The organism is Halorussus marinus (assembly GCF_004765795.1).
GTDB lineage: Archaea > Halobacteriota > Halobacteria > Halobacteriales > Haladaptataceae > Halorussus > Halorussus marinus.
Genome location: NZ_SBIV01000006.1, coordinates 183,059 through 205,383, shown reverse-complemented (window position 1 = coordinate 205,383; position 22,325 = coordinate 183,059). Strand labels below are relative to the sequence as shown.

Below are 22,325 nucleotides of genomic sequence, written 5' to 3'. Positions count from 1 at the left end.
ACTGGCTACGCTGTTCGTAATGACGAGGGAGGGTTACTAATGCGTATTATCATCGTCGGGGCGGGCGAGGTCGGCTCCTCGATCGCCGCGAGCCTCGCGACCAGCCACGAGGTCGTCGTCATAGACATCGACGGCGAGCGCGTCGACGCACTGACGTATTCACACGACGTGCTCGCGATTCAGGGCGACGGCACGTCGCTGGCGACGCTCGAAGAGGCCGGCATCGCGGAGGCCGACATGATCATCGCCAGCGCCGACGACGACGAGACGAACTTAGTGACCTGCGGCACGGCAAAGACCATCGACGACCCGTTCACCATCGCGCGGGTCAAGAGCACCGACTACCTCGAGACGTGGCGCCAGACCGAGCGCGCGTTCGGGGTCGACTTCATGGTGTGTACGAACCTGCTGACCGCCGAGGACATCGTCCGGGTGATCGGCCTACCCGCGGCCCGCGACGTCGACCCCTTCGCCGGCGGGGCGGTCCAGATGGCCGAGTTCGAGATCGCCGACGACAGCCCGGTGGTCGACCAGACGGTCCAGGAGGCCGACCGGTTCGACTCGCTGACGTTCGCGGCCCTCATCCGGAACGGCGACGTCGAGATCCCGCGCGGGGACACCGTCATCCGAGCCGGCGACAAGGCGGTCGTCATCGGGAGCCCCGAGAGCGTCCAAGGGTTCGCGGTCGAGGTCGCGCCGGGCGAGACCCCCTCGGGTACCGAGGACCTCGTGATAATCGGCGGGAGCAACATCGGCTTTCACACCGCCCGACTCCTCGAAGAGCGGGGACTCAACCCCCGGCTCATCGAGCGCGATCACGACCGCGCACGCGCGCTCGCCGAAGACCTCCCGAACTCGGTCGTGATGGAGAACGACGCGACCGACGCCGACTTCCTCACCCGCGAGCACGTCGACGAGGCCGACGCGGTCGTCGCGGCCTTAGAGAGCGACGAGAAGAACCTGCTGGTGTCGATCCTCGCCAAGCAACTCGGCGCGAGCCGCACCGTCGCGGTGGTCGAGAACGGCGAGTACGTCGACGTCTTCGAGACGGTCGGCGTCGACGTGGCGGTAAACCCCCGCGAGGTCACCGCCGAGGAGATCACCCGATTCACCCGCGAGACCCGCACCGAAAACGTCTCGCTCATCGAGAACGACCGGGCGGAGGTCATCGAGATCGAAGTCGACGACGAGAGCGTGCTCGTCGGCCGACCGATCCGAGAGGCGGTCGGCGACCTCCCGGCCGGGTTCGTCGTCGGGGCGATCACCCGCGACCACGAGTACGTCGTCCCCCGGGGCGACACCGTGGTCGAGCCCGGCGACCACGTCGTGGCGTTCGTCGAGACGGGCGTACTCGACGACGTGACCGCGAAGCTCTGAGCGCCGGCGATCGGAGGCCTCGGGCGGTCGACGCCCCGCTCACACCGCCGCGACCCACGCCCGGAACTCCTCGGGCTGGCCGTAGACGTCCCGGAAGACCGCGTCGATACACTGGGCGACCCGGTTGGGGTCGGCCAGCGCAGACACCCGGACGTTGACGCCCTCGGCCTCCTCGGGGCGGGCGAGGTCGTCGATCTTGAACGCCGGAAACTCCCCGAGCAGGGATTTCAGGGCGTCGAGTTCCTTGTCGGTGCAGTCGAGATTGAGGGTGCCGTCGCCGAACTGGACCCACGGCGGGAGCCGGTCGTCGGCGTCTTCGTCGTCGGCTCGGACGTCCTCGTGGGCCTCGAAGGTCGCGTACGGGCTCGCGCGCTCGCGGTGGGCATCGATGGCCGCTACGAACAGCTTGCGGCGCTCCTCGGGGGTCGCGGCGTCGAATCGGGTCATGGCCGGTGGTACGCGCGCCGGCCCAAAAAGACTCGGCTACTCCTCCCAGGGCTCGCCGCCGTGCTGGTCGCCGAACAGCTCGCGCATCAGCGTCACGACGCTCTCGGGCGGGAACTGGCCCCGCTCGGTCACGATGGCGTCGACGTACCGGGGCGGGGTCACGTCGAAAGCGGGATTCTCGACGGTGAGGTCGCCGATCTCCTCGGCCGCCTCGGCGCCCAGCACCTCGCGCTCGTCGCGCATCTCGATCTCGACGGTGTGGCCCGTCATCGTGTCGGGGTGGAATTTGAGCGTCTGGGCGGCGACCATGACTGGGACGCCGCGCTCGCGGGCGTTGACCGCCAGCCCCGAGGTGCCGATCTTGTTGATCACCGAGCCGTCGGCCGCGATGGAGTCGGCTCCGACCAGGACGTGGTCGGTGTCGTCGAGGTACCGGCGGGCGGCGTTGTCGACGACGAGCGTGACCGGCACGTCCATCTCGCGGAGCCACCGGGCGGTGATGTGGCCCTGCTTTCGCGGGCGGGTCTCCTTGACGATGGCCTCGATCTCCTTGCCCTGATCGAGGGCGGCCTCGACACACGAGAGGGCGTCGGTCGAGTGACAGTGGGTCATCACGGTGTCGCCGTCCCGGAGCCGGTTCGCGCCGATCCGCCCGAGGTTCTCCTGGGCCTGATCGAGTTCGGACCGGAACTCCGCGGCGCTGTCGGTGACGCTCGCGCGCAGTCGCGCCACGTCGGACCCCTCCATCCCTCGGAGGACGTACCGAATCGCGTTCGGGAGGCTGACCGCGGTGGGCCGGGTCTCGACCAGTCGACGGCTCGCGGCCCGGAGTTCCGCCCGGAACCGGTCGGGCGAGTCGGCGTCGCTCTCGGCGGCCTGAACCGCGAGCGCGTCGGCCGCCGCGTCCGCGATCGTCGCCGCGCCCCGGATCTCCATCGAGGCGATGTCCTCGGCGACCGCCTCGACCGTCGGATGGATCTCGAAGTGCTCGCTCATGCGCGTCGGTACGCGGCCGGGACCCAAAAGCGGCGGGGTGGTCGGCGAGGCGTCAGCGCTCGCCCCGAAATAACGTCCGAGCGACCCGACGGCAGACCGGATCGTCGAGACCGAGGCGGAGACGACCTCGACCCGAACCGACCTCGTGGGTCCGGGGTCCGGGGTCCGGGGCGCGGTTCCGTTCGTCGCGATCATGATCTGCGTCTCGCTGTACGCCTTCGGAAACGCGATTCGAACCGGAAGCACGACCCTCGCGACCTTTCGGGTGGGCACCTTCGTCAAGTACGTCGGCATCCTCGGGCTCGGGCCGACCCAGCTCTGGTTCGGGCTGACCTACAGCGGGCGGGAGTCGTTGCTCGGTCGGCGACACTGGGCGCTGTTGGTCGCTTGGCCCATTTTCGTCCTCGTCCTGGTCGGGACCGCACCGATGCACGACCTGCTGTGGAACGTCGTCGAGTTCAGTCCCGGTCCGCCGATCGCGAGCGTCGACCGAGTCGACGGGCCCGTGGTCTGGCTGAACTTCGTCTACCAGTACGCGCTGATACTGGCGACGTACGTCCTGATCGCGCTCGTCGGTATCCGGAGGAGCGGCCGCTACCGGGTGCAGGTCGGGCTGATGTTGCTCGGCGGCGTCATCCCGTTGGCGGCCAGCGCGATACTGCTGTCTCGGGGGAATCCGGTGGCGACGCTGGATCCGACTTCGTTCGCGTTCACGATTACCGGCGGTGTCTTCGCCGTCGCGCTGTTCCGCTTTGGCCTCCTCGATCTGGTTCCCATCGCGAGACACACGCTCGTCGAGGAGATGTCCGACCCGATCTTCGTGGTCGACCTCGGCGATCAGGTCGTCGACGTGAACGCCGCGGGCGCCGAACTCCTCGACGGAGTCGAACAACCGCTCGGCCGGCCCGCCGACGAGATCGTCCCCTCCGACGACGCACTGGAGAGCGGCGGCGAAAGCTCCGAGGCCGACGTGGTCGTCGAATCCGAGGACGGCCCGCGGTACTTCGACATCAATCGGACGACCCTGACCGACCGGACGGGGTCGGTGATGGGGTACCTGCTCATCTACCGCGACGTGACCGAACGCCGCATCGCCGAAGAGCGGTTCCAGCGGCTCATCGAACGGTCCTCGGACATGGTGGTCGTCCTCGACGAGGCCGGCACCGTCACGTTCGCCAGCGAGTCGGTCGAGCGGGTGCTCGGGTGCGAACCGACCGAACTGGTCGGCGAGAGGGTCGTCGACCGCGTCCACCCCGACGATCGATCGGAACTGCTCGCGGACCTCTCGGAGTACGGCACCGAGTACGGCTACACCGACACGTACGTCGCGAGAGTCGACGACGCGGCCGGCGACTGGCACTTCATCGAGGCTCGGGCGACGAACCTGCTCGACGATCCCTTCGTCGAGGGCATCGTGCTGAACGCGCGGGACGTGACCGAGAAGCGCCGACGCAAGCGGGAGTTAGAGCGCCAGAACGAACGTCTCGATCAGTTCGCGAGCATCGTCGCCCACGACCTCCGGAACCCGCTGAACGTCGCGATCGGTCGGGCAGACCTCCTCGAGGCCAACGTCGACGCCGAGCACGAGGAGTCGATCGACAACGTCAGGCGCCAACTCGACCGGATGGAAGCCATCATCACCGACTCGCTCACGCTGGCCCGGTCGGGCGAGACCGTCACGGAGACCGAGGAGGTCGACCTCGAAACCGTCGCCCGCGAGGCGTGGGGGAGCGTCGACACCGACGGAGCGACGCTCGAGGTCGACACGGCGCTCTGCCCCGAAAGCGACCGCAATCGACTGCTCAGCGCGTTCGAGAACCTGTTTCGAAACAGCGTCGAACACAACGACGCGACCGAGCTGACCGTCAGGGTCGGAAGCCTGTCTGACCGGTCGGGGTTCTACGTCGAGGACACCGGCGGCGGGATTCCGGCGGACGACCGCGAGGAGGTGTTCGAGCAGGGCTACACCACGAACCGGGACGGGACGGGGTTCGGCCTCGCCATCGTCAGGGACATCGTGCAGGCCCACGGGTGGGAGATCTCGCTCACCGAGGGCGAGGAGGGCGGCGCGCGGTTCGAGATCGAGTGTTACGAGACGCCGGTCGAGAAGCCGATCGCGCAGGTGTAGGCTCCGGACCCGCCGGCTCGCGATCGGTCCCTGCGACGGTCGGGTCGAGACTGGGCGGCGATTCCCGATGCCGAGTTCTTCCGGACCTGAACTGTCTCACCCTCCGACGCGGCTACTTTCTATCGTCCGATGCGGTTTACGCACGACCGGTCGGGCTCTTCCCTCGCGACGGGTCGGTCGGCCGACGCGCGCCGACCCGCTACGCCTGCAGACGACTCCGACGCGATCCGGGGACCGGCGTTCGCACGGCGCGAACGGGACACGCTGTGGACCGGTGGGTGTGGTGTCGGATCGACGCTTTCCCGCGCGCCGAGAGTCGAGAGCGACCGGATCGTCGTCGCTCGAAAACCGAGAGACCGGGAGCTGAATAAACCCGTTTCCGATATACGGAATCGGCCGTTGGCGGCGAACTGCGATGCCGAGCACATCCCAAACGGTCGAGGGGCGACGGAGAACTCGGCCAGATCGGACGGAGTCGGTTCGGAGGATCGAACTACGGCCGAAACGGACGTCGCTACGGGCCCGCTCTATCGTGGGACGGGACGCAGTCTCCCGCGGATCGCAAGCCTTTCGGCGCCGCGCTCCGCCGTTTCGGGCATGGTACTCCCAGAGGGCTTTGCGCTCCCGCCGGTCCCGTACCTCCTCGGGCTGGTCGCGGCGGTGACGCTGGTCGCCGGGGCGCTCTACCGGACGGGCCCGTCGGTCACCGACCGGACCGTGGTGGCGCTCGCACCGTGGGTCGCGGTCGGGTCCGCCCTCCACGTCCTCTACGTGGTCGAGTGGGTCCCCGGCGCCGTCCGGCCCCTGCTCGGGACGCCCGCGGTGTATCTGACGACCTTCGCGGTCGCCGGCGCGGTGTGGCTCGCGGCCCCGTCGACGCCCGTGAGCGCCGAGCGTGCGCTGGCCGCGACCGGGACCGCGGTCGCGCTCGTCGTCGTCGGGTACGCGCTCGCCCGCGGCATCCGAGCGGGCGAGCTCGCGGTGTTCTGGCCGGCGGTCGCGCTGGCGGTCGCGGTCGGCGTGACGGTCGCGCTCTGGATCGGGACCCGGCGGACGTATCCGGACGCGGCGGCCGCGACCGGGGCCGCCGGCGTGCTGGCGCTGTTCGGCCACGCGCTCGACGCGGTCTCGACGGCGGTCGGGGTCGACGTGCTCGGGTTCGGCGAGCGCACCCCGGTGTCCCAGATCGTCCTCGACGCCGCCGCCGGGCTCCCGACCGCCGACGTGATCGGCGTCGGCTGGCTGTTCGTGCTGGTCAAGCTCGTCATCGCGGAGGCGGTCGTGGTGCTGTTCGCGGAGCTCGTCCGCGAGGACCCCCGCGAGGGCTACCTGCTTTTGGGCGCGGTCGGCGCGGTCGGGCTGGGCCCGGGCGCACACAACCTCCTGCTGTTCGTCGTCGCGGGCTGAGCCGCCGCGTATCCGGGGCCTCGGGAGTCGACCCCCGGACCCGCCAGCGTTTTGACCGGCGGGTTCGTACCGTGGCGGTATGTCGCCCGCAAATCGACGCCACGGTCGCCAGTCATGGTCGAAGTGATCACCGCCGGCCACGTCAACTGGGACGTGACCCTCCGGGTCGACGCCCTGCCGGCTCCCGACGGCGAGGCCCGCATCGACGCCCAGCGGCGCTCGGGCGGCGGTAGCGCCGCCAACGTCGCGGTCGCGCTCTCCGGGCTGTCGTACGACGCCGGCATCGTCGGGAGCGTCGGCGACGACGAGACCGGCCTGCTCGCCCGCCGGGAACTCCGGGAGGCGGGGGTCGACTGCTCGCGACTGCTCGAAGTCCCGGACGCAGAGACCACAACGAAGTACCTCATCGTCGACGCCGACGGCGAGGTGATGGTGCTCGGTAACGAGGGCGCCAACGAGGCGGTCGGTCCCGACGACGTCGATCCGGCGACCGTCGGACAGGCCCGCCACCTCCACCTGACGAGCCAGCGCCCCGAGACCGCCGCCGAACTCGCCCGCGTCGCCACCGAGGCGGGCGTGACGGTGAGCTTCGACCCCGGTCGGCGACTCGCCGAGCGGGACTTCCGGACCGCGCTGGCCCACGCCGACGTCGTCTTTCTCAACGACCGGGAGGCCGAGACCCTGCTCGACCGGGACCTCGAACACCCCTCCTCGGAGCTTCACGGTCGGGTCGTCGTGATCAAACACGGCGAGGCGGGCGCGGAGGTCGACACGCCAGAGGGCTCGTTCAGCCACCCCGGCTTCGACGCGGAGGTCGTCGACACCACCGGCGCGGGCGACGCGTTCGCCGCCGGCTTCCTCGCGGTGTTGCTCCGGGCCGGCGACCCGCTCGGCCCCGACGCCGACTACGAGCGCGCCCTGGAGTTCGCGAACGCCTGCGGCGCGCTGGCCGCGTCCGCGGAGGGCGCCCGGACCGCGCCGTCGTTCGAGGACGTCGAGGCGTTCCTCGACGGGCAGTTCTGAGCGCCGGCGAACCCGCACGCTTTTTCTCCCGGTCGCGAGAACCCACGGGCATGGCGAAACAACCGCACCTCCTCGTCGAGGACGGCGACGTGAACGACATCGCGCTCATCCCGGGCGACCCCGGCCGGGTCGACCGCATCGCGGGGCTGTGTGAGGACTCGACGGTCGTCGCTCAGAACCGCGAGTACAAGATCGTCAACGCCACCTACGAGGGCACCGACCTCACGATCTGCTCGACCGGGATCGGCTGTCCGTCGGCGGCCATCGCGGTCGAGGAACTCCACGCCGTCGGCGTCGAGACCGTGATCCGGGTCGGCACGACCGGCGCGCTCCAGGAAGGCATCGAGATCGGCGACATGATCGTCGCGACCGGCGCGGCCAAAAACGAGGGCACCAGCGAGCGCTACGAGGCCGTCGAGTACCCCGCGGTGCCGGACTACGACGTGCTGTCGGCGCTGGTCGACTCCGCCGAGGACAACGGCGAGGACGTCCACGTCGGCCCGATCGCGAGCGACGACGCCTTCTACGCCGAGACCGACGCGTACGTCGAGGACTGGGAGGCCGCCAACATCCTCTCGGTCGAGATGGAGGCCGCCGCGGTGTTCTCGCTCGCGCGCCGCAAGGAGATGCAGGCCGGCGCGATCTGCACCGTCGACGGCAACCTCGTCGAGGGCACCCAGAAGGGCGAGACCGACGACGAGGAACTCCCCGAGAAGGCCAAGAACAACGTCGAGCGCGCCATCCGCATCACGCTCGACGCCGTGGTCGACCTCGCGGCGTAGGGTCGAGGGACAGACATTTGGGGCCCGACGCCAGACGCTTCGACAATGTCGGACGGGCTCCGCGAGCGATACCACGCCGTCTTACGGCGGCTCCGCCGGATCGAGCGCCGCGAGGTCGCGGCGTTCCAGCGGTGGATCGAGCACACCGCAAACCTCATCCACCTCTCGGTGTTGCTCTTGGTCCCGTTGCTCATCGCGGGGGTCACCGCGGTCTCGAACGCCGTGGACGTGCTCCCGTTCGTTCTCTTTCCGCCGCTGGCCTCGGGCACGTTCACCCTGTTCGCCGACCCCGAAGGCGAGTACGCGTCGCCCGCGAAGTTCGTGGGCGGGCTCACCACCGGGGCGGTCTGCGGGACCGCGGCGGTCTGGGTCGCCGCCGTGACCGGGCTCCGGAGTCCCGCGAGCGGGACGGGCCTGCTCGTCTCGCCGGCGGCGGCCGCCCTCGCCATCTTCCTGACCGGCGGGGCGACGTGGGCGCTCGACTTCGAGGAGCCGTCGGCGTTCTCGACCGCGCTGTTGGCGCTGGTGGCCCCGGCGTTCGGTGACACGGCTGGTCTTCGGGCGTTTTTCGTCCAGTACGCCGGCTCGGTGTTCGTCGCGAGCACCATCGTCGCCGCCGCGTTCGGGGTCTGGCGCCGGCAGTTCTACGAGCGACGCTCCCGGTTTCTCTACCAGTCGACGAAAGGCGACGACCACGTTCTGGTGCCGATGCGGGGCGAACACCCGCAGGCCGCCGCCACCTTCGGGGCGCGGCTCGCGGCGGCCCACGACGCCGGGAAGGTCGTGTTGCTCGACTTCGTGACCGACGGGGCGCCCGACGAGGAGTCGACCGAACGCGCCGCCGGCGAGTCCGCACAGCGACTGGAGGGCGAGGCCGACCGCATCGAGACGCGGGTCGGCGTCCCCTGCGAGGTCGCGGTCGTCGGCGACGGCCCCGATCCGGCGGCGACGGTGTTGAAGGCGGCCCGCGAGACCAACTGCGACCTGATCGTCGCGCCCTACGAGGAGGAGCGCGGCGGGCTGTCGCCGTTCGTCGCCGGGCTGTTCGGGGGCGATATCGACACCGTCGCCTTCCGGTCGGCACCGGGGTCGACGGTCCGCGAACGCTGGAAGCGCGTGCTGGTGCCGATCCGTCGGGCGGGCGACACCGCCCACGCGATGATCGACTTCGGGCGGCGGCTCGCCGGACGGACGGGCGGCGTGAGCGTCTGTACCTGCATCGACTCCGAGCGCCAGCGCCGGTCGACCGAGCGGACGCTCGCGAACCTCGTCGAGACGTTCGAGGGGTCGTTCGAGACCAGAGTGTCGCGGTCGTCGATCGAGTCGTTTCTGTCGGCCAACGACGCCCACTACGACCTCGTGGTGATGGGCGCCAGCACCGACCGCTCGACCGCCTCGCGGTTCGTCTCGCCGCCGACCTTCGAGCGGTTGCACGATCTTGAGTGCGACGTGGCGATCGTCCACCGGGGCGGTCGCTGACTCACTTCGAGGAGTGGCCGGTGAGCCTGTCGGCGATGTCCTCCATGCCGTCGCTCCCGAGCGCCGACCGGACGAGGAGGTGGCCGCCGATGGTCGCCGGGCTGATCACGGTGTCGGCGCCGGCGCGCTTGAGCTTGTCGACGTTCTCGCGCTCGGTCGCGGCCGCGACGATGCGGATATCGGGGTTGAGCTGGCGGGCGGTCAGCACCGCCAGCGCGTCCTCGGCGTCGTTGTTGGTGGCCGCGACAACCGCCCGGGCGCGGTCGATGCCGACCCGCTCGAGCGGTTCCTGGTCGCTCGGGTCGGCGGTCAGTACCTTCATCCCGCGGTCCGAGAGTTCCCCGGCTCGCTGGGAGTCGGGAGTGACGACGACGAAGTCGCTCTTGCCGTCGAGTTCGGAGAGGATCGGTTCGGTGAGTTCGCCGTAGCCGAGGACGACGACGTGGTCCTCGAGGAGTTCGAGCTGTGTTTCGGTCATTTTTCCGAGTGCGTGGGTGATTCGGGCCTCGATCGCGGGTCCGAGCAGGGTCGCCAGCGCGACCGCGAAGCTCGCGGTGCCGAGCACGACGACCGACGAGGCGAACAGGCGGGCGGTCTGGGTCGTCGGGGTGGCGTCGCCGTAGCCGACCGTGCTCGCGGTGACCAGCGTGTAGTAGAACGCGTCGAGGGCGGTCTCGACGCCGGCGAACTCGTCGGCGAGCGCGTACGTCCCGACGGTGCCGTAGGCCAGCACGCCGACGAGCGCGGTCAGCGCCGCGAGCTGGGAGAGGCTGAAATCCGTCTGGCGGTCGAAGTGGCGGTGGCCGAGCGCCACGGTCGGGAACGCCGCCGCCGACGCGACCACCAGCGGGACCGAGTAGGGGCTCGACTGGAACAGACCCTGAATCGCGGTCAGCGGGAAGAACACGAGCGCCGAGTACCACGCCGCCCTGAGCCCCCGTCGCATCCCGAACGCGCTGGCGAGCATCAGAAAGCCGGTGACGGTGCCGGTAAACCCCGCGGCCTGCCGAACCCAGACCGGCACGGTCCCGCCGAACAGGCCGACCGACGAGGTGAACCCGATGCTGGAGACGCCCGTGGCTATCGACAGCACCGCCACCGCGAACGTGAGCGCGACCGCGACGCGGACGCCGACCCAGTCGCGCCAGCCGGTCTCCATACACCCCAGTGTTCCCGGCGCGGTAGATAAAGTGTCGGTACTGATTTAGGCCCGGTGTGCCTGCTGGCAACAAATGGACGCTTCGCTTCCCGTGCAGGCGCTTCTCGGGCTCTATCTCGGGGCGCTCACCGCGGTCGTCCCCGCGCTGGTCGCGTGGACGCTCGGATTCACGTTCAAGTACGTCACCGGCGTCACGATCCCCGGGTTCGGTGTGCTCGTCCTCGGGGTCGCGATCGCCGGCGTGCAGGGCGGCCTGCTCGGCCTGCTCGACGCCCAGATCCTCGGCTCGCCGACCGCGCTCGTCTCGGCGCTGGTCGTGATGATGGTGACGCTGTACGCCCACGCGCAGGGCGACCGGATGGGCGCGGAGTTCCCCCACCGGATCACGCTCCGGACGCTACGCGACCGGGGGCTGTCGGCCGACGCGATCGAGCGCGTCGGCCAGTTCGGTCAGGTCCGGGTCCGGACGACCGGCGACGTGGGCGACGTCGAGGGGTACCCGCCGCTCCCCGACGCGCTCCGGGCGACGATCCGGGACGGCGAGTGGACCTTTCCGGCAGACCTCCCGCTGTCGGAGCTCGAAACCCGGCTCGAAGAGCGCCTCCGGACCGACCACGATCTGGCGGCGGTCGCCGCCTCGATCGACGACCGCGGGCGGGCGACGATCAGCGCCGCGCCCCCGGTGGGCGCGCTCTCGCGGCGCGTGCCGACCGGCGAGCGCGCGGTGTCGGTCGAGGCCCTCGTCCCGACCGGGGTCGCACGCGGCGACGAGGCGACGGTCGCGACCGGCGACGAGGCGGTGACCGGGACCGTCCTGAGCGCCCGGACCGACGCCGACGGGTCGCCGCCCGCGAGCGCCGCGCCCGCCGACGCCGACGACGCCGAGGGGAGCGCGGACCGCCCGCTCCCGACCGCGGGGGCCGCGCCCCGAACGACGGGCGGCGACGGGCGGATCACCCTCGGCGTGCCGGCCCGGGACGCCCCCGCCCTGCTGGCCGCCGACCGGGCGGCGGTCCGGGTCCACGCCCGGGGGACTCGCGGCGAGTTCGAACTCCTCGCGCTCCTCAGACGCGACGGCAAGCGGCTCCGCGAGGTCCGGGTCGGGCGCCCGGGATCGCTCGACGGCATGCGTCCGGCGGCCGGGTTCGGCGGGGCGGGCGAGACGGCCCCCGAGGAGACGGAAGAGCCGCCCCACGAGGTCGCGGTGCTGGCGATCCGGCGCGGCGACTCGTGGACGTTCGCGCCGCGGGGGACGACCGGCCTCGACGCGGGCGACCAACTGTACGCGGTCGGGTCGCCGGGCGCGCTCGACCGGTTCGAGGCGGTGGTCGCGTGAGCCTCCTCGTCGCGCTCGCCGACCTCGCGGGGTCGGCGGTCCGCGTGTTCGGACTCGCGTTGCTCGCGGGCGCGGTCGCCGCGATCGTCGATTTCCTCTACGAGTCGTACGCCCGCCAGCGGATGCCCGCGGGGCTGGCGGTGCTCGTGGGACTGGGGACCGTCGGGCTGTGGCTCAACACCGCGACCGCGCTCCAGCAGTACCTCGGGAGCGGCGACCCGATCCCCTCGCCGGCGGTCGCGTTCGTCAACGTCGCGGCGTTCTGCCTCGGGAGCGTGGCGGCGGTCGCGGGTGCGCGAGTCGGCGGACGGCTCGCCGTCGACGCGGCCGCCCTCTCGGGCGCGAGCGCGCTCGACGGCGAGGTGAGCCGGCTGGTCAGGACCGTCGGGCGGTTCACGACGGTCGAACTCCCCGAGACTGTCGACGACATCGACGGCTACGAGCCGGTCGCCGCCGAGACCAAGGCGGCGCTCGCGGGCAAGACGCTCCGGTTTCCCCGGGGGCTGACCGTCGCCCAGCTCAGCGAGCGCCTCGCCGATCGGCTCCGGGACGACTACGGCGTGGGGCGCGTCGACGCCGACGTCGACGAGACGGGCTCGGTGTCGTACCTCGCGCTCGGGGGCCGAGTCGCGGGCGTCGGGCCGACGCTCCCCGCCGGGACGGTGGCGGTGGCGGTCCGGGCCGACCCGTCGTTCGGCGCGAGCCCCGGCGACCTCGTACAGGTGTGGCGCACCCGGGAGGCGGGCGAAGCGACCGACGCGGGCGCCGCCGCGAGTGGCCCCGAGCGGATCGCCACCGCCGAACTCCGGGCGGCGGTCGGCGACGTGGCGACCCTCGCGGTCGGCGCCGATAACGCCGCCGACCTCGACCCGGACGCCGAGTACCGGCTCGCGACGCTCCCGACCGAACCGCAGGCCGACCGGGAGTTCGGCGCGCGGCTCAGAGCCGCAGACGAGACGGTCGGCGCGGTCACGGTCGCGGCCGGGAGCCCGCTCGACGGGACGCCGGTGTCGGCGCTGGACGCGAGCGTCGTCGCGGTCGAACGCGAGGGGAGCGTCGAGACCCTCCCGACCGGCGACCGACTCCTCGGGGCGGGCGACGTGCTCTACGTCCTCGCTCGCCCCGATCGGCTCCGAACCGTCGAGACCGCGGCCGGAGCCGCCGGGGAGTCGACGACGGGCGCGAGCGCCGGCGGGACGGGCCCCCGATCGACCTGACGCGGACGCGTCCGGATCGCCGCGAACCCCACCTCTTAGGGCCGTCCCGACCAACGACAGACCGACACATGTACGAAGTCGCAGTCGTCGGCGGGGGCATCGTCGGCTCGTCGGTCGCTTACCATCTGGCGCGCGACGGCGTCGACGCGGTCCTCGTTGATCGGGAGGACGACGGGCGGGCCACCGCCGCGGGCGCGGGCATCCTCTCGCCCGCGACCAGCAGTCGCACCGCCGACGACGCGTGGTTCGAGTTCGCTGTGGAGGCGGTCGACTACTACCCCGAACTCGTCGACGCGCTCGAAGCCGAACAGGACGGCGACCCCGGCTACGCCCGGCCCGGACTGCTCAGCGTCGCGGCGACCGACGCCGAGGTCGAGGACTTCGAGGCGGGGCTGGACCGGATCGAGCGCCGGCAGGCGGAGCTGGGTCGACCCGATCCCGACGCGTTCGCCGAGATCCCCGTCGAGGAGGCGCGCGAGCGGTTCCCGCCGCTTGCCGACTCGGTCCGACGCGCGGCCCACTACGAGAACGCCGGACGGGTGGACGGTCGGCTCCTGACGCGGGCGCTCCGGCAGGCCGGCGAGAACCACGGGCTCGCGATCGAGCACACAGACGCCCGACGGATCCGGCTCGACGAGGACTCGGTGGCCGGTCTCGACACCGCCGACGGCCGGCTCGACGCCGAGCGCGTCGTCGTCGCGGGCGGCGCGTGGTCGAGCGCGTTCGGCGACCAGCTCGGGGTCGAGATTCCGGTCGAACCCCACCGCGGGCAGATCGCTCACCTCGACGCCGGCGACCGCGAGACGGCCGACTGGCCGATCGTGAGTCCGTTCCGGGGCCACTACGTGGTACCGTGGGGGGACGAACGGGTCGTCGCGGGCGCGACCCGCGAGAGCGACTCCGGGTTCGCACCCCGGCGGACCGCGGGCGGGGTCCGGGAGGTCCTCGAGGAGTGTCTCCGGGTGGCGCCGGAGCTGGCCAACGCCGCGCTCGACGAGATCCGGGTCGGCCTCCGGCCGGTCTCGGCCGACCGGCTCCCGGTTCTGGGCGCGGTCCCCGACGTCGAGGGCGCGTACCTCGCGACCGGCCACGGCGCGACCGGACTCCAGCTGGGCCCCTACAGCGGGAAGCTCGTCGCGCAGGCGGCGGTCGGCGACGAGCCCGCCACCGACGTCTCTGCGTTCGGGATCGACCGGTTCTGAGCCCGTCGCCATCCGGTACGCACAAGAGCGCGCGGTCCCAAGCTCCGCCCAGAGATGTCATCGGCCGCGACCGCGATCGGATTCCTGCTCATCATCGGCGTCAACACCGTCGTCGCGGCGGTCGCGATCCGGTTTTTCCGCCTGCGGCTCGCGACCACCTGGGGCGCGGCGCTGTACACCGCGCTGTTCGTCCCCCTGATCTACTTCGTGACGACGATCCTGCTGTCGGGGTTCGTCGGCTTCGGCGGGGGCGGCGTCGGCGACCGCGCCACCGCGCTCATCCTCGTGTGGGTGTTGCCGTTCACGCTGGCGGTGTCGCTTGACGTGTTCTGGCTCCCGTCGCCCGACGAGATCGAGATGCCCGAGAAGGCGGGGTGAGTCGGCGGGCGGCTCAGTCGCCGACGAACAGCCCCGCGACCACCAACAGCGTCGCGGTCGGCGCGACCGACAGACAGCCGCGGCCGCCGAGCGCCGCGAACAGCTCCCACGAGTAGAGCAGGCCCGGCAAGCCAGCGAACAGGATCGACAGCACCGTTCCGGCCGTCGCCCGCACCCACGGGAGCGCCGTCGGACCGCCGACCAGCACCGCCGCGGCGTCTAGCGCGTCCGCGAGCGCGACGGCGACGAACACCCACGAGGTCCGCACGCGCCGGGGCCGCGCGATCGGCTCGGGCGGGTCCGGCACCGGGAAGACGAGCCGGATCCGGTCGGGGAGCCGGACCGCCGGGAGCGAGATCGGCGGGAGCGAGAGGCTGAGCCCCTCGTCGTCCTCGCGGGGTCGGCCGGCGTCCTCGTCGGCCATGCCGGTCGGTACGGCCCCGAGCCCAAAAGAGCTACTCGTCGCCGGTCGCCGCCTCCTCGCGGAGGCGTTCGATCACGTCGACGACGCCGTCGAGCACGTCCTCGGGCGGCCGCGTCGCGTCGACCCTGACGAACCGATCGGGCTCGGCGTCGATGAGCCGCTCGTAGTTGTCCTGCACTCGGCTCAGGAACGCCGCCTGCTCGAACTTGTTCGTCGCGCCGCTCCGGGCCGCGCCCGTCTCGGGGTCGACGTCGAGGTAGATGGTGGCGTCGGGCGGTCGGGTCCACGGCTTGTGTACGCCCCGGATGTACTCCAGCGGACGGCGGACTTCGCCCTCGATGCTGACGGCCTGATAGGCGTACCGCGAGTCGGAGTACCGATCGGAGACGACGACCTCGCCGTCGGCGAGCGCGGGCCGGACCGTCTCCGAGAGGTGGGCGGCGTGGTCGGCGGTGTAGAGGAACAGCTCGGCCACGGGGTCGGCGTCGTCGGCGGCGACCGACCGGTCGACCGCCTCGCCGTACCAGGTGTCGGTCGGTTCGCGGGTGTAGACGAACTCCGGAAACTCCTCGCGCAGGACCTCCCACACCGTCGTCTTGCCGCTCCCGTCGAGCCCCTCCAGCGTGATGAGCATACGCGGTTGTGGTCGCGGCTCGGTATAAAGACCTGCGAGTCGGGACGGGTCGGCGCCCGAACGCGAACGCGGCCGTGGCCCGTACATTTACTTTCCGGGGATACCTATCTCGGGTATGAACATTCTCGTTGCCGGAGGAACCGGGTTCATCGGCACGGCCCTCGTTGAGGAACTGCTCGACCGCGACCACGACGTGACGGTCCTCGCACGCGATCCCGACGGGGCGGACCTCCCGTCGGACGTCGAGCGCGTTCGGGGCGACGTGACCGCCTACGACTCCATCGAGGCCGCCTTCGAGGGACAGGACGCGGTGGTGAATCTGGTGGCGCTCTCGCCGCTGTTCAAGCCGACCGGCGCCACCTCCCACACGGACGTCCACCTCGGCGGGACCCAGAACGTGGTCGAGGCCGCCGAGAGCCACGACGTCCGAAAGATCGTCCAGATGAGCGCGCTCGGCGCGGACCCCTCGGGACCGACCGAGTACATCCGCACGAAAGGACAGGCCGAGCAGGTCGTCGAGGACTCGGACCTCGCGTACACCATCGTCCGGCCGTCCGTAGTCTTCGGCGAGGGCGGGGAGTTCGTGAGCTTCACCAAGCAGTTGACGACGCCGTACGTCACCGCCCTTCCGGGCGGCGGTCGCACTCGCTTCCAGCCGATCTGGGTCGGCGACCTCGCGCCGATGCTCGCCGAGTGCGTCGACGAGGACCGCGACGGCGAGACCTACGAACTCGGCGGGCCCGAGGTGTTGACGCTCGCGGACGTGACCCGACTCGTCTACCGCGCGGAGGGCAAGTCGGTGACGGTGCTCTCGATCCCGATGGCGTTGGCGAAGGTCGGCATGACCGCGGCCGAGCCGGTGCCGGTCGTCCCGTTCGGCCGCGACCAGTATCGGTCGCTTAACTTCGACAACACCGTCGCGGACAACGATATCGGGTCGTTCGGCGTCGAGGAGTCGGAGCTGACGACGCTGGCGTCGTATCTCGGTGTCGAATAGGGGCGTCAGACGCGCGTCGGACTTTTGTCGCCGACAATAGGTCTTATTTCCGATAAAGTTAAAAGGACATGTCCACAAGATGGTATCGAACGGAAATTCCGCGTAACGACCGATTACCGTCTTGCGATTTTTCGTAATACGCCGTTTCGGCGCGCCGGGAGTCGGACCAAAAAACTTATCCGCCCATCAACGCTGTGTTTCTCCCAACGGAGCACGGTACGGAAAATGAAGCTCGCAATGATTGGTTTCGGGCAGGCAGGTGGGAAAATAGTCGACAGGTTCCTGGAGCACGACCAGCGAACCGGAAGTGACATCGTCAGGTCGGCCGTCGCGGTCAACTCCGCGAAGGCCGACCTGATGGGACTCGATAACGTGCCACAGGACAACCGCGTCCTGATCGGCCAGTCCCGCGTCAAGGGTCACGGCGTCGGCGCTGACAACGAACTCGGCGCGGAAATCGCCGAGGAGGACATCGACGAAGTGCAGGGTGCGGTCGACAACATCCCTGTCCACGAAGTCGACGCGTTCCTCATTATCGCAGGGATGGGCGGGGGGACCGGTTCCGGGGGTGCCCCGGTGCTGGCCAAGCACCTCAAGCGCATCTACACCGAACCGGTGTACGGGCTGGGCATCCTGCCCGGCAGCGACGAGGGGGGCATCTACACGCTGAACGCCGCCCGGTCGTTCCAGACGTTCGTCCGCGAAGTGGACAACCTGATGGTGTTCGACAACGACGCGTGGCGCCAGTCGGGCGAGTCCATCGAGAGCGGCTACGCAGAGATCAACGAGGAGATCGTCCGGCGGTTCGGCATCCTGTTCGGGGCGGGCGAAATCGGCGGCAACGACGAAGTCGCCGAGAGCGTCGTCGACTCCAGCGAGATCATCAACACGCTGGCCGGCGGCGGCGTCTCGACCATCGGCTACGCCGCCGAGGAAGTCGAGACCAACAGTTCGGGCAGCGGCCTGCTGTCGCGGTTCACCGGCGGCGACGAGGAGCCGACCGACACCGCAAACACCACCAACCGGATCACCAGCCTCGTCCGGAAGGCCGCGCTCGGCCGACTCACCCTCCCATGCGAGATCGAGGGCACCGAGCGCGCCCTGCTCGTGATGAGCGGTCCGCCCCAGCACCTCAATCGGAAAGGCATAGAGCGCGGGCGGAAGTGGCTCGAGGACCAGACCGGGTCGATGGAGGTTCGGGGTGGCGACTACCCGGTCGCCGATTCCGACTACGTCGCGAGCGTCATCCTCCTGTCGGGCGTGAACAACGTCCCGCGCATCAAGGAGCTTCAGGAGGTCGCCATCGAGGCCCAAGACAACATCGACGACATCCGCCAGGAGAGCGAAGAGAACCTCGAAGAACTCGTCGAGGACGATGATGATGAACTCGAACCACTCTTCTAAGCTCCTGACGCTCCTGCTGGCGACCACGCTGGTCGTCTCGGCAGTCGCGCCGGCCGCGGCCGTCGTGTCGGTCGCGTCCAGCGACGCCCCGAGCGAGGCGGAGGTCGGCGAGGACGTGACCGCGACCTTCACGCTCGAACAGCCGTTCAGCGAGTACGAGGAGTGGACGCTCAACGGCGCGACCGAACTCGAAGGCGTGACCTGGACGGTCAAACTCTATGATCAGGCCGACGACAAGGTCGGACAGGAGTCCTACGACGGTCAGTCGTTCAACCACTCGCTGTCGACCGACTCGAACGCCAACGAAGTCGAGGTCACCGTCGAGGGAACCGTCGCCAACCCGGGTAACTTCAGCTACGCCCCGCCACAGCAGGCCCTGCTCGCGGAGCTGGACCAGGCCCGCGACGGCGGCGCCTCGCAGGCGATCGAGAGCTGGCAGTTCCGGCCGTACACGACCGAAAGCGACGAGGCCCGCTCGGCGCTCGACGACGCCGACGCCGCGATCGCGGACGCCGAGGACTCGGGCGCCGACGTCTCGGAGGCCCGAGACCAGTTCGACAGCGCGGTCTCGGCGTTCGACGGCGAGAACTTCGAACTGGCGACCGACCTCGCGGGCGACGCCGAGGAGACCGCAAACTCCGCGGCCGAGTCGAACCAACAGACCCAGATGCTGCTGTACGGCGGGATCGGCCTCGTCGTGCTGGTCGCGATCATCGGCGGCGCGCTGTGGTACCGCTCCCAGCAGGACAGCTACGACAAACTGGGCTGACCGACGCGAGCTTCGTTTTCCGACCCGCTCTCCGATCCGTTTCCGTAGTCTCTTAAGCGACGGCCGACGCAGTCCGAACGCATGAGAGTCGTGGTGCCGTACGCCGCCCGCGAGCCAAAGACCCGTCTGGAGGGCGTCCTCTCGCCGGCCGAGCGGGCGTCGTTCGCGGCGGCGATGCTCGAAGACGTGCTGGCGGCGGTCCGCGGGGCGGGCCGCGAGCCCGAGGTGCTCGCGACCGCGCCGGTCGACGTCGACGCGCCGGTCACGGTCGACGAGCGGCCGCTCACCCCGGCGGTCAACGCCGCGCTGGCCGGGACCGACGGCGCGGTCGCGGTCGTCATGGCCGACCTCGCGCTGGCGACGCCCGAGGCGCTGGCCGACCTGTTCGAGGCCGACGCGGGGGTCGCGCTCGTCCCCGGACGCGGCGGCGGCACGAACGCGCTGGTGGCCCGCCACCCCGGGTTCAGGGTCGACTACCACGGCACGTCGTATCTCGATCACCGCCGGATCGCACGCGAGGTCGGGGCGAGCGTAGACGTCGTGGACTCCCACCGGCTCGCGACCGACGTCGACGAGCGCGAGGACCTTGCGGAGGTGCTGATCCACGGCGCGAGCGAGCCGCCGAACGCCGACGGGGCTCCGACGGAGAGGCGGTCGTACGAGTGGCTCGACGCCGCGGGGTTCGAACTCGCGGGCGACGAGAGCCGGGTCGGCGTCGTCCGGGAGTAGCAACCGTTTTCCGGGCCGGCGCGCAACGACGGGACGATGATTCCCGGGGCCGACGAGTACGACATCGACCTCGCGTTCGACGAACCGACGGTGGCCGAACTGCTCGAGGTCGGCCCCGAAGACGTCGAACCGGCCGACGAACTCACGTTCGCGAAGAACGTCTTCGTCCCGCTGACGACGGCCTGCCGGTACACCTGCACCTACTGCACGTACTTCGATCCGCCGGGCGAGGCCTCGCTACTGTCGCCCGAGGAGGTCCGAGAGATCCTCGAAACCGGCGCGGACGCGGGCTGTACCGAGGCGCTTTTCACGTTCGGCGACGACCCCGACGACCGCTACGACCGGATCCACGGCCAGCTCGAGGAGTGGGGCCACGACTCGATCCACACCTACCTCCGGGAGGTCTGTGAGATCGCGCTCGACGTGGGGCTGTTGCCCCACAGCAACCCCGGCGACCAGACCCGCGAGCAGATGGCGGCCGTCGCGGACGTCAACGCCTCGATGGGGGTGATGCTGGAGACGACCGCGGACGTAGACGCCCACGCCGGCCCCCGCAGGAAGTCGCCGGGCCAGCGCCTCGACACGCTCCGGACGGCGGGCGAACTCGGCGTCCCGTTCACGACGGGACTGCTCGTCGGCATCGGCGAGGCGTGGCGCGACCGGGCCGAGAGCCTGCTCGCGATCCGCGACCTCCACGAGCGGTACGGCCACGTACAGGAGGTCATCGTCCAGAACGTCGTCCCCAACGAGCGGTCGACCTTCGAGCGGCCGTCGGTCGAGACGATGCGACGGACGGTTGCGATGGCCCGCCACTGCCTCCCGGCGGAGGTCTCGGTGCAGGTGCCGCCGAACCTCTCGCCGACCCGCGAACTGCTCGACTGCGGCGTCGACGATCTGGGCGGGGTCTCGCCGATCACCGACGACCACATCAACCCCGACTACGAGTGGCCCGCCCTCCGGGAACTCGAAGCCATCGCCGACGAGGCGGGCGTGCTCCTGCGCGAGCGCCTCCCCGTCTACCGGCGGTACCTCCCGGAGTCGCTCGGCGGGGACGGCGGCGAGGAGTGGGTGCCCGAGCGAATCCGACGAGCGATCGAGGCCGAGACCCCCGCCGGCGAGCGCTACCGGGCCGTCCTCGGGGGCTGATCGCGCGGGCACGGCCCCGCCGGCTCACTCCTCGTCGGTCTCCAGTTCCAGCGCGATCGGTCGCGCCAGTCGGTCGACGCCCGACCGGACCCCGTCGCGGGCGGTTTCGAACGTCGTGGGATCTGTGGAGACGATTCGTAGCTCGCTACCGGTGCGTTCGAGGACGCCCCGCTCGCCGAGTGCGTCGAGCGCCCGGTCGATGTCGCGCTCGTCGGCGTCGAGGGCCTCCGACAGTTCGCGTCGGGTCCGCGGGCGCTCGTCGAGCGTCTCGTGAACCCGACGCGTCACGTACGTCCGGTACACCTCGGTGCCGTCGCGGGGCGTCTCGGGCTCGACGAGACCGTCGTGGCGGAGCGTCTGGATCGCGTCCGCGACCAGCCACGTCCCCGCCAGCAGGAACACCACGGACAGCCACGCGTCGCCGTCGTCGAACGCGAGGAGCGCGCCGCCGTAGACGATCGCCGCGACGCCGAGGCCGAGCCCCCGAACGCTCGATCGGAGGTCGTAGGCGTCCTCGACCACCTTCGAGAGCGCGAGAATCGCCCCGGTCGCGGCCGTGGTCGCCAACTGTGCGATCGAGACGTCGAGGACCGTCCGGAGCACCACGAGAACGCCGACGCCGACGAGCGCCGAGCGGAACCCGATCCGGTCGCGGAGGGCGTCGACGAGTCCGTCTGCCATCGACCGACGGTACGAGCCCCGGGGGCAAAACTTCGCGGGATCGGGGGGCGCGTCACCGGAGATAGCGGGTCTCTAAGTCGGGGAGACGCTTGCGGACCGCGACGTACACCACCGACACCGCGAGCGCGCCGATCGTCAACTGGCGGACGACGCCGTCGAAAAGCACCAGCCCCGGAAGCGAGAACGCGCTCGCGAGCAGGAGGTCTTCGGGTGCGCCGTCGTAGCGGATCCAGCGCCGCGCCCGAACCCAGTGGCCCGCGGGGTGGACGTACACCCCTCGGTCGTCGGTCGCCTTCCACGGTCGGAGTTCGAGTCCGCCGCCCGCCGCGTCGGAGATGCAGTGGACCGCCGCCGAGACGAAAAACAGCGCGACGCCGACCGTCCCGAGACCGGGCGCCAACAGCGCCGCCGTCACCGCGGCGATCGCCGCCGCCGAGTAGTACGCCGGGAAGTGGAGCGTCTGGCGGTGCTGGCCCGACAGGAGATCGAGGTCCGGGAACGCGCCGCCGAGAAAGCCCGCCAGCGCGCCGATCGGGGCGAACTCGGGCGCGAGGGCGGTCAGCGGTGCGGCGAGGGTCACGCCCATCGCGGCGTGGGTCGTGTTCATCAT

22 protein-coding genes are annotated in these 22,325 nt (G+C 70.7%); 15 read left to right on the top strand and 7 right to left on the bottom strand.

Annotated elements, in window-relative coordinates:
* The first annotated feature begins 39 nt into the window (after positions 1-39).
* Positions 40-1,377 carry a Trk system potassium transporter TrkA gene (gene trkA / locus EPY72_RS13415; protein ID WP_135806738.1) on the top strand — a complete coding sequence of 446 codons (1,338 nt, stop codon included), beginning with the start codon at positions 40-42 and terminating at the stop codon, positions 1,375-1,377.
* 39 nt (positions 1,378-1,416) lie between these two features.
* Here trkA and EPY72_RS13410 read toward each other — a convergent pair whose 3' ends face one another.
* Complete coding sequence (locus tag EPY72_RS13410) at positions 1,417-1,824, bottom strand: DUF7975 family protein (RefSeq protein WP_135806737.1); 408 nt, start codon at positions 1,822-1,824, stop codon at positions 1,417-1,419.
* 36 nt (positions 1,825-1,860) lie between these two features.
* Complete coding sequence (locus EPY72_RS13405; protein ID WP_134671419.1) at positions 1,861-2,820, bottom strand: ribose 1,5-bisphosphate isomerase; 960 nt, start codon at positions 2,818-2,820, stop codon at positions 1,861-1,863.
* Positions 2,821-2,965: 145 nt separating this feature from the next.
* Between EPY72_RS13405 and EPY72_RS13400 the strand changes: the two genes are divergently transcribed.
* The 5 genes from EPY72_RS13400 to EPY72_RS13380 all read left to right on the top strand — a co-directional run bounded on the left by EPY72_RS13400 (position 2,966) and on the right by EPY72_RS13380 (position 9,639).
* Positions 2,966-4,948, top strand: a complete 1,983-nt coding sequence (locus EPY72_RS13400) for a sensor histidine kinase (protein ID WP_244605576.1) — start codon at positions 2,966-2,968, stop codon at positions 4,946-4,948.
* A gap of 597 nt (positions 4,949-5,545) precedes the next feature.
* A complete protein-coding gene (locus EPY72_RS13395; RefSeq protein ID WP_134671417.1) occupies positions 5,546-6,355 on the top strand; it encodes a DUF63 family protein in 810 nt (269 codons plus the stop codon).
* A 114-nt stretch (positions 6,356-6,469) separates the two neighbouring features.
* Complete coding sequence (locus tag EPY72_RS13390; protein WP_134671416.1) at positions 6,470-7,378, top strand: ATP-dependent ribose-1-phosphate kinase; 909 nt, start codon at positions 6,470-6,472, stop codon at positions 7,376-7,378.
* A gap of 50 nt (positions 7,379-7,428) precedes the next feature.
* Positions 7,429-8,160 (top strand): guanosine phosphorylase, encoded by a 732-nt coding sequence (locus EPY72_RS13385; protein WP_135806736.1) that lies wholly within the window; start codon positions 7,429-7,431, stop codon positions 8,158-8,160.
* 45 nt (positions 8,161-8,205) lie between these two features.
* Complete coding sequence (locus EPY72_RS13380; protein WP_134671414.1) at positions 8,206-9,639, top strand: universal stress protein; 1,434 nt, start codon at positions 8,206-8,208, stop codon at positions 9,637-9,639.
* Between the two features lies 1 nt (position 9,640).
* On the opposite strand, the gene EPY72_RS13375 is transcribed toward EPY72_RS13380, so the two are convergent.
* Entirely contained in the window at positions 9,641-10,798 is a 1,158-nt protein-coding gene (locus EPY72_RS13375; RefSeq protein WP_134671413.1) for an NAD-binding protein, read from the bottom strand.
* A 73-nt stretch (positions 10,799-10,871) separates the two neighbouring features.
* Here EPY72_RS13375 and EPY72_RS13370 point away from each other — a divergent pair, with 73 nt between their 5' ends.
* The 4 genes from EPY72_RS13370 to EPY72_RS13355 all read left to right on the top strand — a co-directional run bounded on the left by EPY72_RS13370 (position 10,872) and on the right by EPY72_RS13355 (position 14,931).
* Positions 10,872-12,134: a DUF8167 domain-containing protein gene (locus EPY72_RS13370; protein ID WP_135806735.1), complete on the top strand. Its 1,263-nt coding sequence runs from the start codon at positions 10,872-10,874 to the stop codon at positions 12,132-12,134.
* Positions 12,131-13,351, top strand: coding sequence for a TrkA C-terminal domain-containing protein (locus EPY72_RS13365; RefSeq protein WP_135806734.1), 1,221 nt, complete (start codon positions 12,131-12,133; stop codon positions 13,349-13,351). Before EPY72_RS13370 ends, EPY72_RS13365 begins: the two co-directional genes overlap by 4 nt.
* Positions 13,352-13,419: 68 nt before the next feature.
* The gene (locus EPY72_RS13360) at positions 13,420-14,553 is read left to right on the top strand and encodes an NAD(P)/FAD-dependent oxidoreductase (protein WP_135806733.1); all 1,134 of its coding nucleotides are present in this window, start codon (positions 13,420-13,422) and stop codon (positions 14,551-14,553) included.
* Between the two features lie 54 nt (positions 14,554-14,607).
* Positions 14,608-14,931 carry a DUF7991 family protein gene (locus tag EPY72_RS13355; RefSeq protein ID WP_134671409.1) on the top strand — a complete coding sequence of 108 codons (324 nt, stop codon included), beginning with the start codon at positions 14,608-14,610 and terminating at the stop codon, positions 14,929-14,931.
* Between the two features lie 13 nt (positions 14,932-14,944).
* On the opposite strand, the gene EPY72_RS13350 is transcribed toward EPY72_RS13355, so the two are convergent.
* Together EPY72_RS13350 and tmk are read right to left on the bottom strand one after the other, a co-directional pair.
* On the bottom strand, positions 14,945-15,355 hold the full coding sequence (locus EPY72_RS13350) for a hypothetical protein (protein WP_135806732.1): 411 nt from the start codon (positions 15,353-15,355) through the stop codon (positions 14,945-14,947).
* A 31-nt stretch (positions 15,356-15,386) separates the two neighbouring features.
* The gene (gene tmk / locus EPY72_RS13345; RefSeq protein ID WP_135806731.1) at positions 15,387-15,989 is read right to left on the bottom strand and encodes a dTMP kinase; all 603 of its coding nucleotides are present in this window, start codon (positions 15,987-15,989) and stop codon (positions 15,387-15,389) included.
* A gap of 115 nt (positions 15,990-16,104) precedes the next feature.
* Between tmk and EPY72_RS13340 the strand changes: the two genes are divergently transcribed.
* The 5 genes from EPY72_RS13340 (at position 16,105) to cofG (ending at position 21,034) form a co-directional block, all read left to right on the top strand.
* Entirely contained in the window at positions 16,105-16,986 is an 882-nt protein-coding gene (locus tag EPY72_RS13340) for a complex I NDUFA9 subunit family protein (protein ID WP_135806730.1), read from the top strand.
* Between the two features lie 225 nt (positions 16,987-17,211).
* The gene (locus EPY72_RS13335) at positions 17,212-18,390 is read left to right on the top strand and encodes a tubulin/FtsZ family protein (protein ID WP_134671405.1); all 1,179 of its coding nucleotides are present in this window, start codon (positions 17,212-17,214) and stop codon (positions 18,388-18,390) included.
* The gene (locus tag EPY72_RS13330; RefSeq protein ID WP_135806729.1) at positions 18,368-19,159 is read left to right on the top strand and encodes a hypothetical protein; all 792 of its coding nucleotides are present in this window, start codon (positions 18,368-18,370) and stop codon (positions 19,157-19,159) included. The genes EPY72_RS13335 and EPY72_RS13330 overlap by 23 nt, the downstream gene beginning before the upstream one ends.
* Before the next feature lie 81 nt (positions 19,160-19,240).
* Positions 19,241-19,888 (top strand): 2-phospho-L-lactate guanylyltransferase, encoded by a 648-nt coding sequence (cofC, locus tag EPY72_RS13325; protein WP_135806728.1) that lies wholly within the window; start codon positions 19,241-19,243, stop codon positions 19,886-19,888.
* Positions 19,889-19,924: 36 nt separating this feature from the next.
* Positions 19,925-21,034, top strand: a complete 1,110-nt coding sequence (gene cofG / locus EPY72_RS13320) for a 7,8-didemethyl-8-hydroxy-5-deazariboflavin synthase subunit CofG (RefSeq protein WP_135806727.1) — start codon at positions 19,925-19,927, stop codon at positions 21,032-21,034.
* A 24-nt stretch (positions 21,035-21,058) separates the two neighbouring features.
* Here the strand turns inward: cofG and EPY72_RS13315 are convergent, their stop codons facing one another.
* Both EPY72_RS13315 and EPY72_RS13310 read right to left on the bottom strand, forming a co-directional pair.
* Entirely contained in the window at positions 21,059-21,715 is a 657-nt protein-coding gene (locus EPY72_RS13315; RefSeq protein WP_135806726.1) for an MFS transporter, read from the bottom strand.
* A gap of 52 nt (positions 21,716-21,767) precedes the next feature.
* Positions 21,768-22,325, bottom strand: coding sequence for a metal-dependent hydrolase (locus tag EPY72_RS13310; RefSeq protein WP_135806725.1), 558 nt, complete (start codon positions 22,323-22,325; stop codon positions 21,768-21,770).

What these genes read in the sequence shown, in the direction of transcription:
- trkA (WP_135806738.1), top strand. Translation starts at nt 40, where the DNA reads ATGCGTATTATCATCGTCGGGGCGGGCGAGGTCGGCTCCTCGATCGCC.
- EPY72_RS13410 (WP_135806737.1), bottom strand. Translation starts at nt 1,824, where the DNA reads ATGACCCGATTCGACGCCGCGACCCCCGAGGAGCGCCGCAAGCTGTTC.
- EPY72_RS13405 (WP_134671419.1), bottom strand. Translation starts at nt 2,820, where the DNA reads ATGAGCGAGCACTTCGAGATCCATCCGACGGTCGAGGCGGTCGCCGAG.
- EPY72_RS13395 (WP_134671417.1), top strand. Translation starts at nt 5,546, where the DNA reads ATGGTACTCCCAGAGGGCTTTGCGCTCCCGCCGGTCCCGTACCTCCTC.
- EPY72_RS13390 (WP_134671416.1), top strand. Translation starts at nt 6,470, where the DNA reads ATGGTCGAAGTGATCACCGCCGGCCACGTCAACTGGGACGTGACCCTC.
- EPY72_RS13385 (WP_135806736.1), top strand. Translation starts at nt 7,429, where the DNA reads ATGGCGAAACAACCGCACCTCCTCGTCGAGGACGGCGACGTGAACGAC.
- EPY72_RS13380 (WP_134671414.1), top strand. Translation starts at nt 8,206, where the DNA reads ATGTCGGACGGGCTCCGCGAGCGATACCACGCCGTCTTACGGCGGCTC.
- EPY72_RS13375 (WP_134671413.1), bottom strand. Translation starts at nt 10,798, where the DNA reads ATGGAGACCGGCTGGCGCGACTGGGTCGGCGTCCGCGTCGCGGTCGCG.
- EPY72_RS13370 (WP_135806735.1), top strand. Translation starts at nt 10,872, where the DNA reads ATGGACGCTTCGCTTCCCGTGCAGGCGCTTCTCGGGCTCTATCTCGGG.
- EPY72_RS13360 (WP_135806733.1), top strand. Translation starts at nt 13,420, where the DNA reads ATGTACGAAGTCGCAGTCGTCGGCGGGGGCATCGTCGGCTCGTCGGTC.
- EPY72_RS13355 (WP_134671409.1), top strand. Translation starts at nt 14,608, where the DNA reads ATGTCATCGGCCGCGACCGCGATCGGATTCCTGCTCATCATCGGCGTC.
- EPY72_RS13350 (WP_135806732.1), bottom strand. Translation starts at nt 15,355, where the DNA reads ATGGCCGACGAGGACGCCGGCCGACCCCGCGAGGACGACGAGGGGCTC.
- tmk (WP_135806731.1), bottom strand. Translation starts at nt 15,989, where the DNA reads ATGCTCATCACGCTGGAGGGGCTCGACGGGAGCGGCAAGACGACGGTG.
- EPY72_RS13340 (WP_135806730.1), top strand. Translation starts at nt 16,105, where the DNA reads ATGAACATTCTCGTTGCCGGAGGAACCGGGTTCATCGGCACGGCCCTC.
- EPY72_RS13335 (WP_134671405.1), top strand. Translation starts at nt 17,212, where the DNA reads ATGAAGCTCGCAATGATTGGTTTCGGGCAGGCAGGTGGGAAAATAGTC.
- EPY72_RS13330 (WP_135806729.1), top strand. Translation starts at nt 18,368, where the DNA reads ATGAACTCGAACCACTCTTCTAAGCTCCTGACGCTCCTGCTGGCGACC.
- cofC (WP_135806728.1), top strand. Translation starts at nt 19,241, where the DNA reads ATGAGAGTCGTGGTGCCGTACGCCGCCCGCGAGCCAAAGACCCGTCTG.
- cofG (WP_135806727.1), top strand. Translation starts at nt 19,925, where the DNA reads ATGATTCCCGGGGCCGACGAGTACGACATCGACCTCGCGTTCGACGAA.
- EPY72_RS13315 (WP_135806726.1), bottom strand. Translation starts at nt 21,715, where the DNA reads ATGGCAGACGGACTCGTCGACGCCCTCCGCGACCGGATCGGGTTCCGC.
- EPY72_RS13310 (WP_135806725.1), bottom strand. Translation starts at nt 22,325, where the DNA reads ATGATGAACACGACCCACGCCGCGATGGGCGTGACCCTCGCCGCACCG.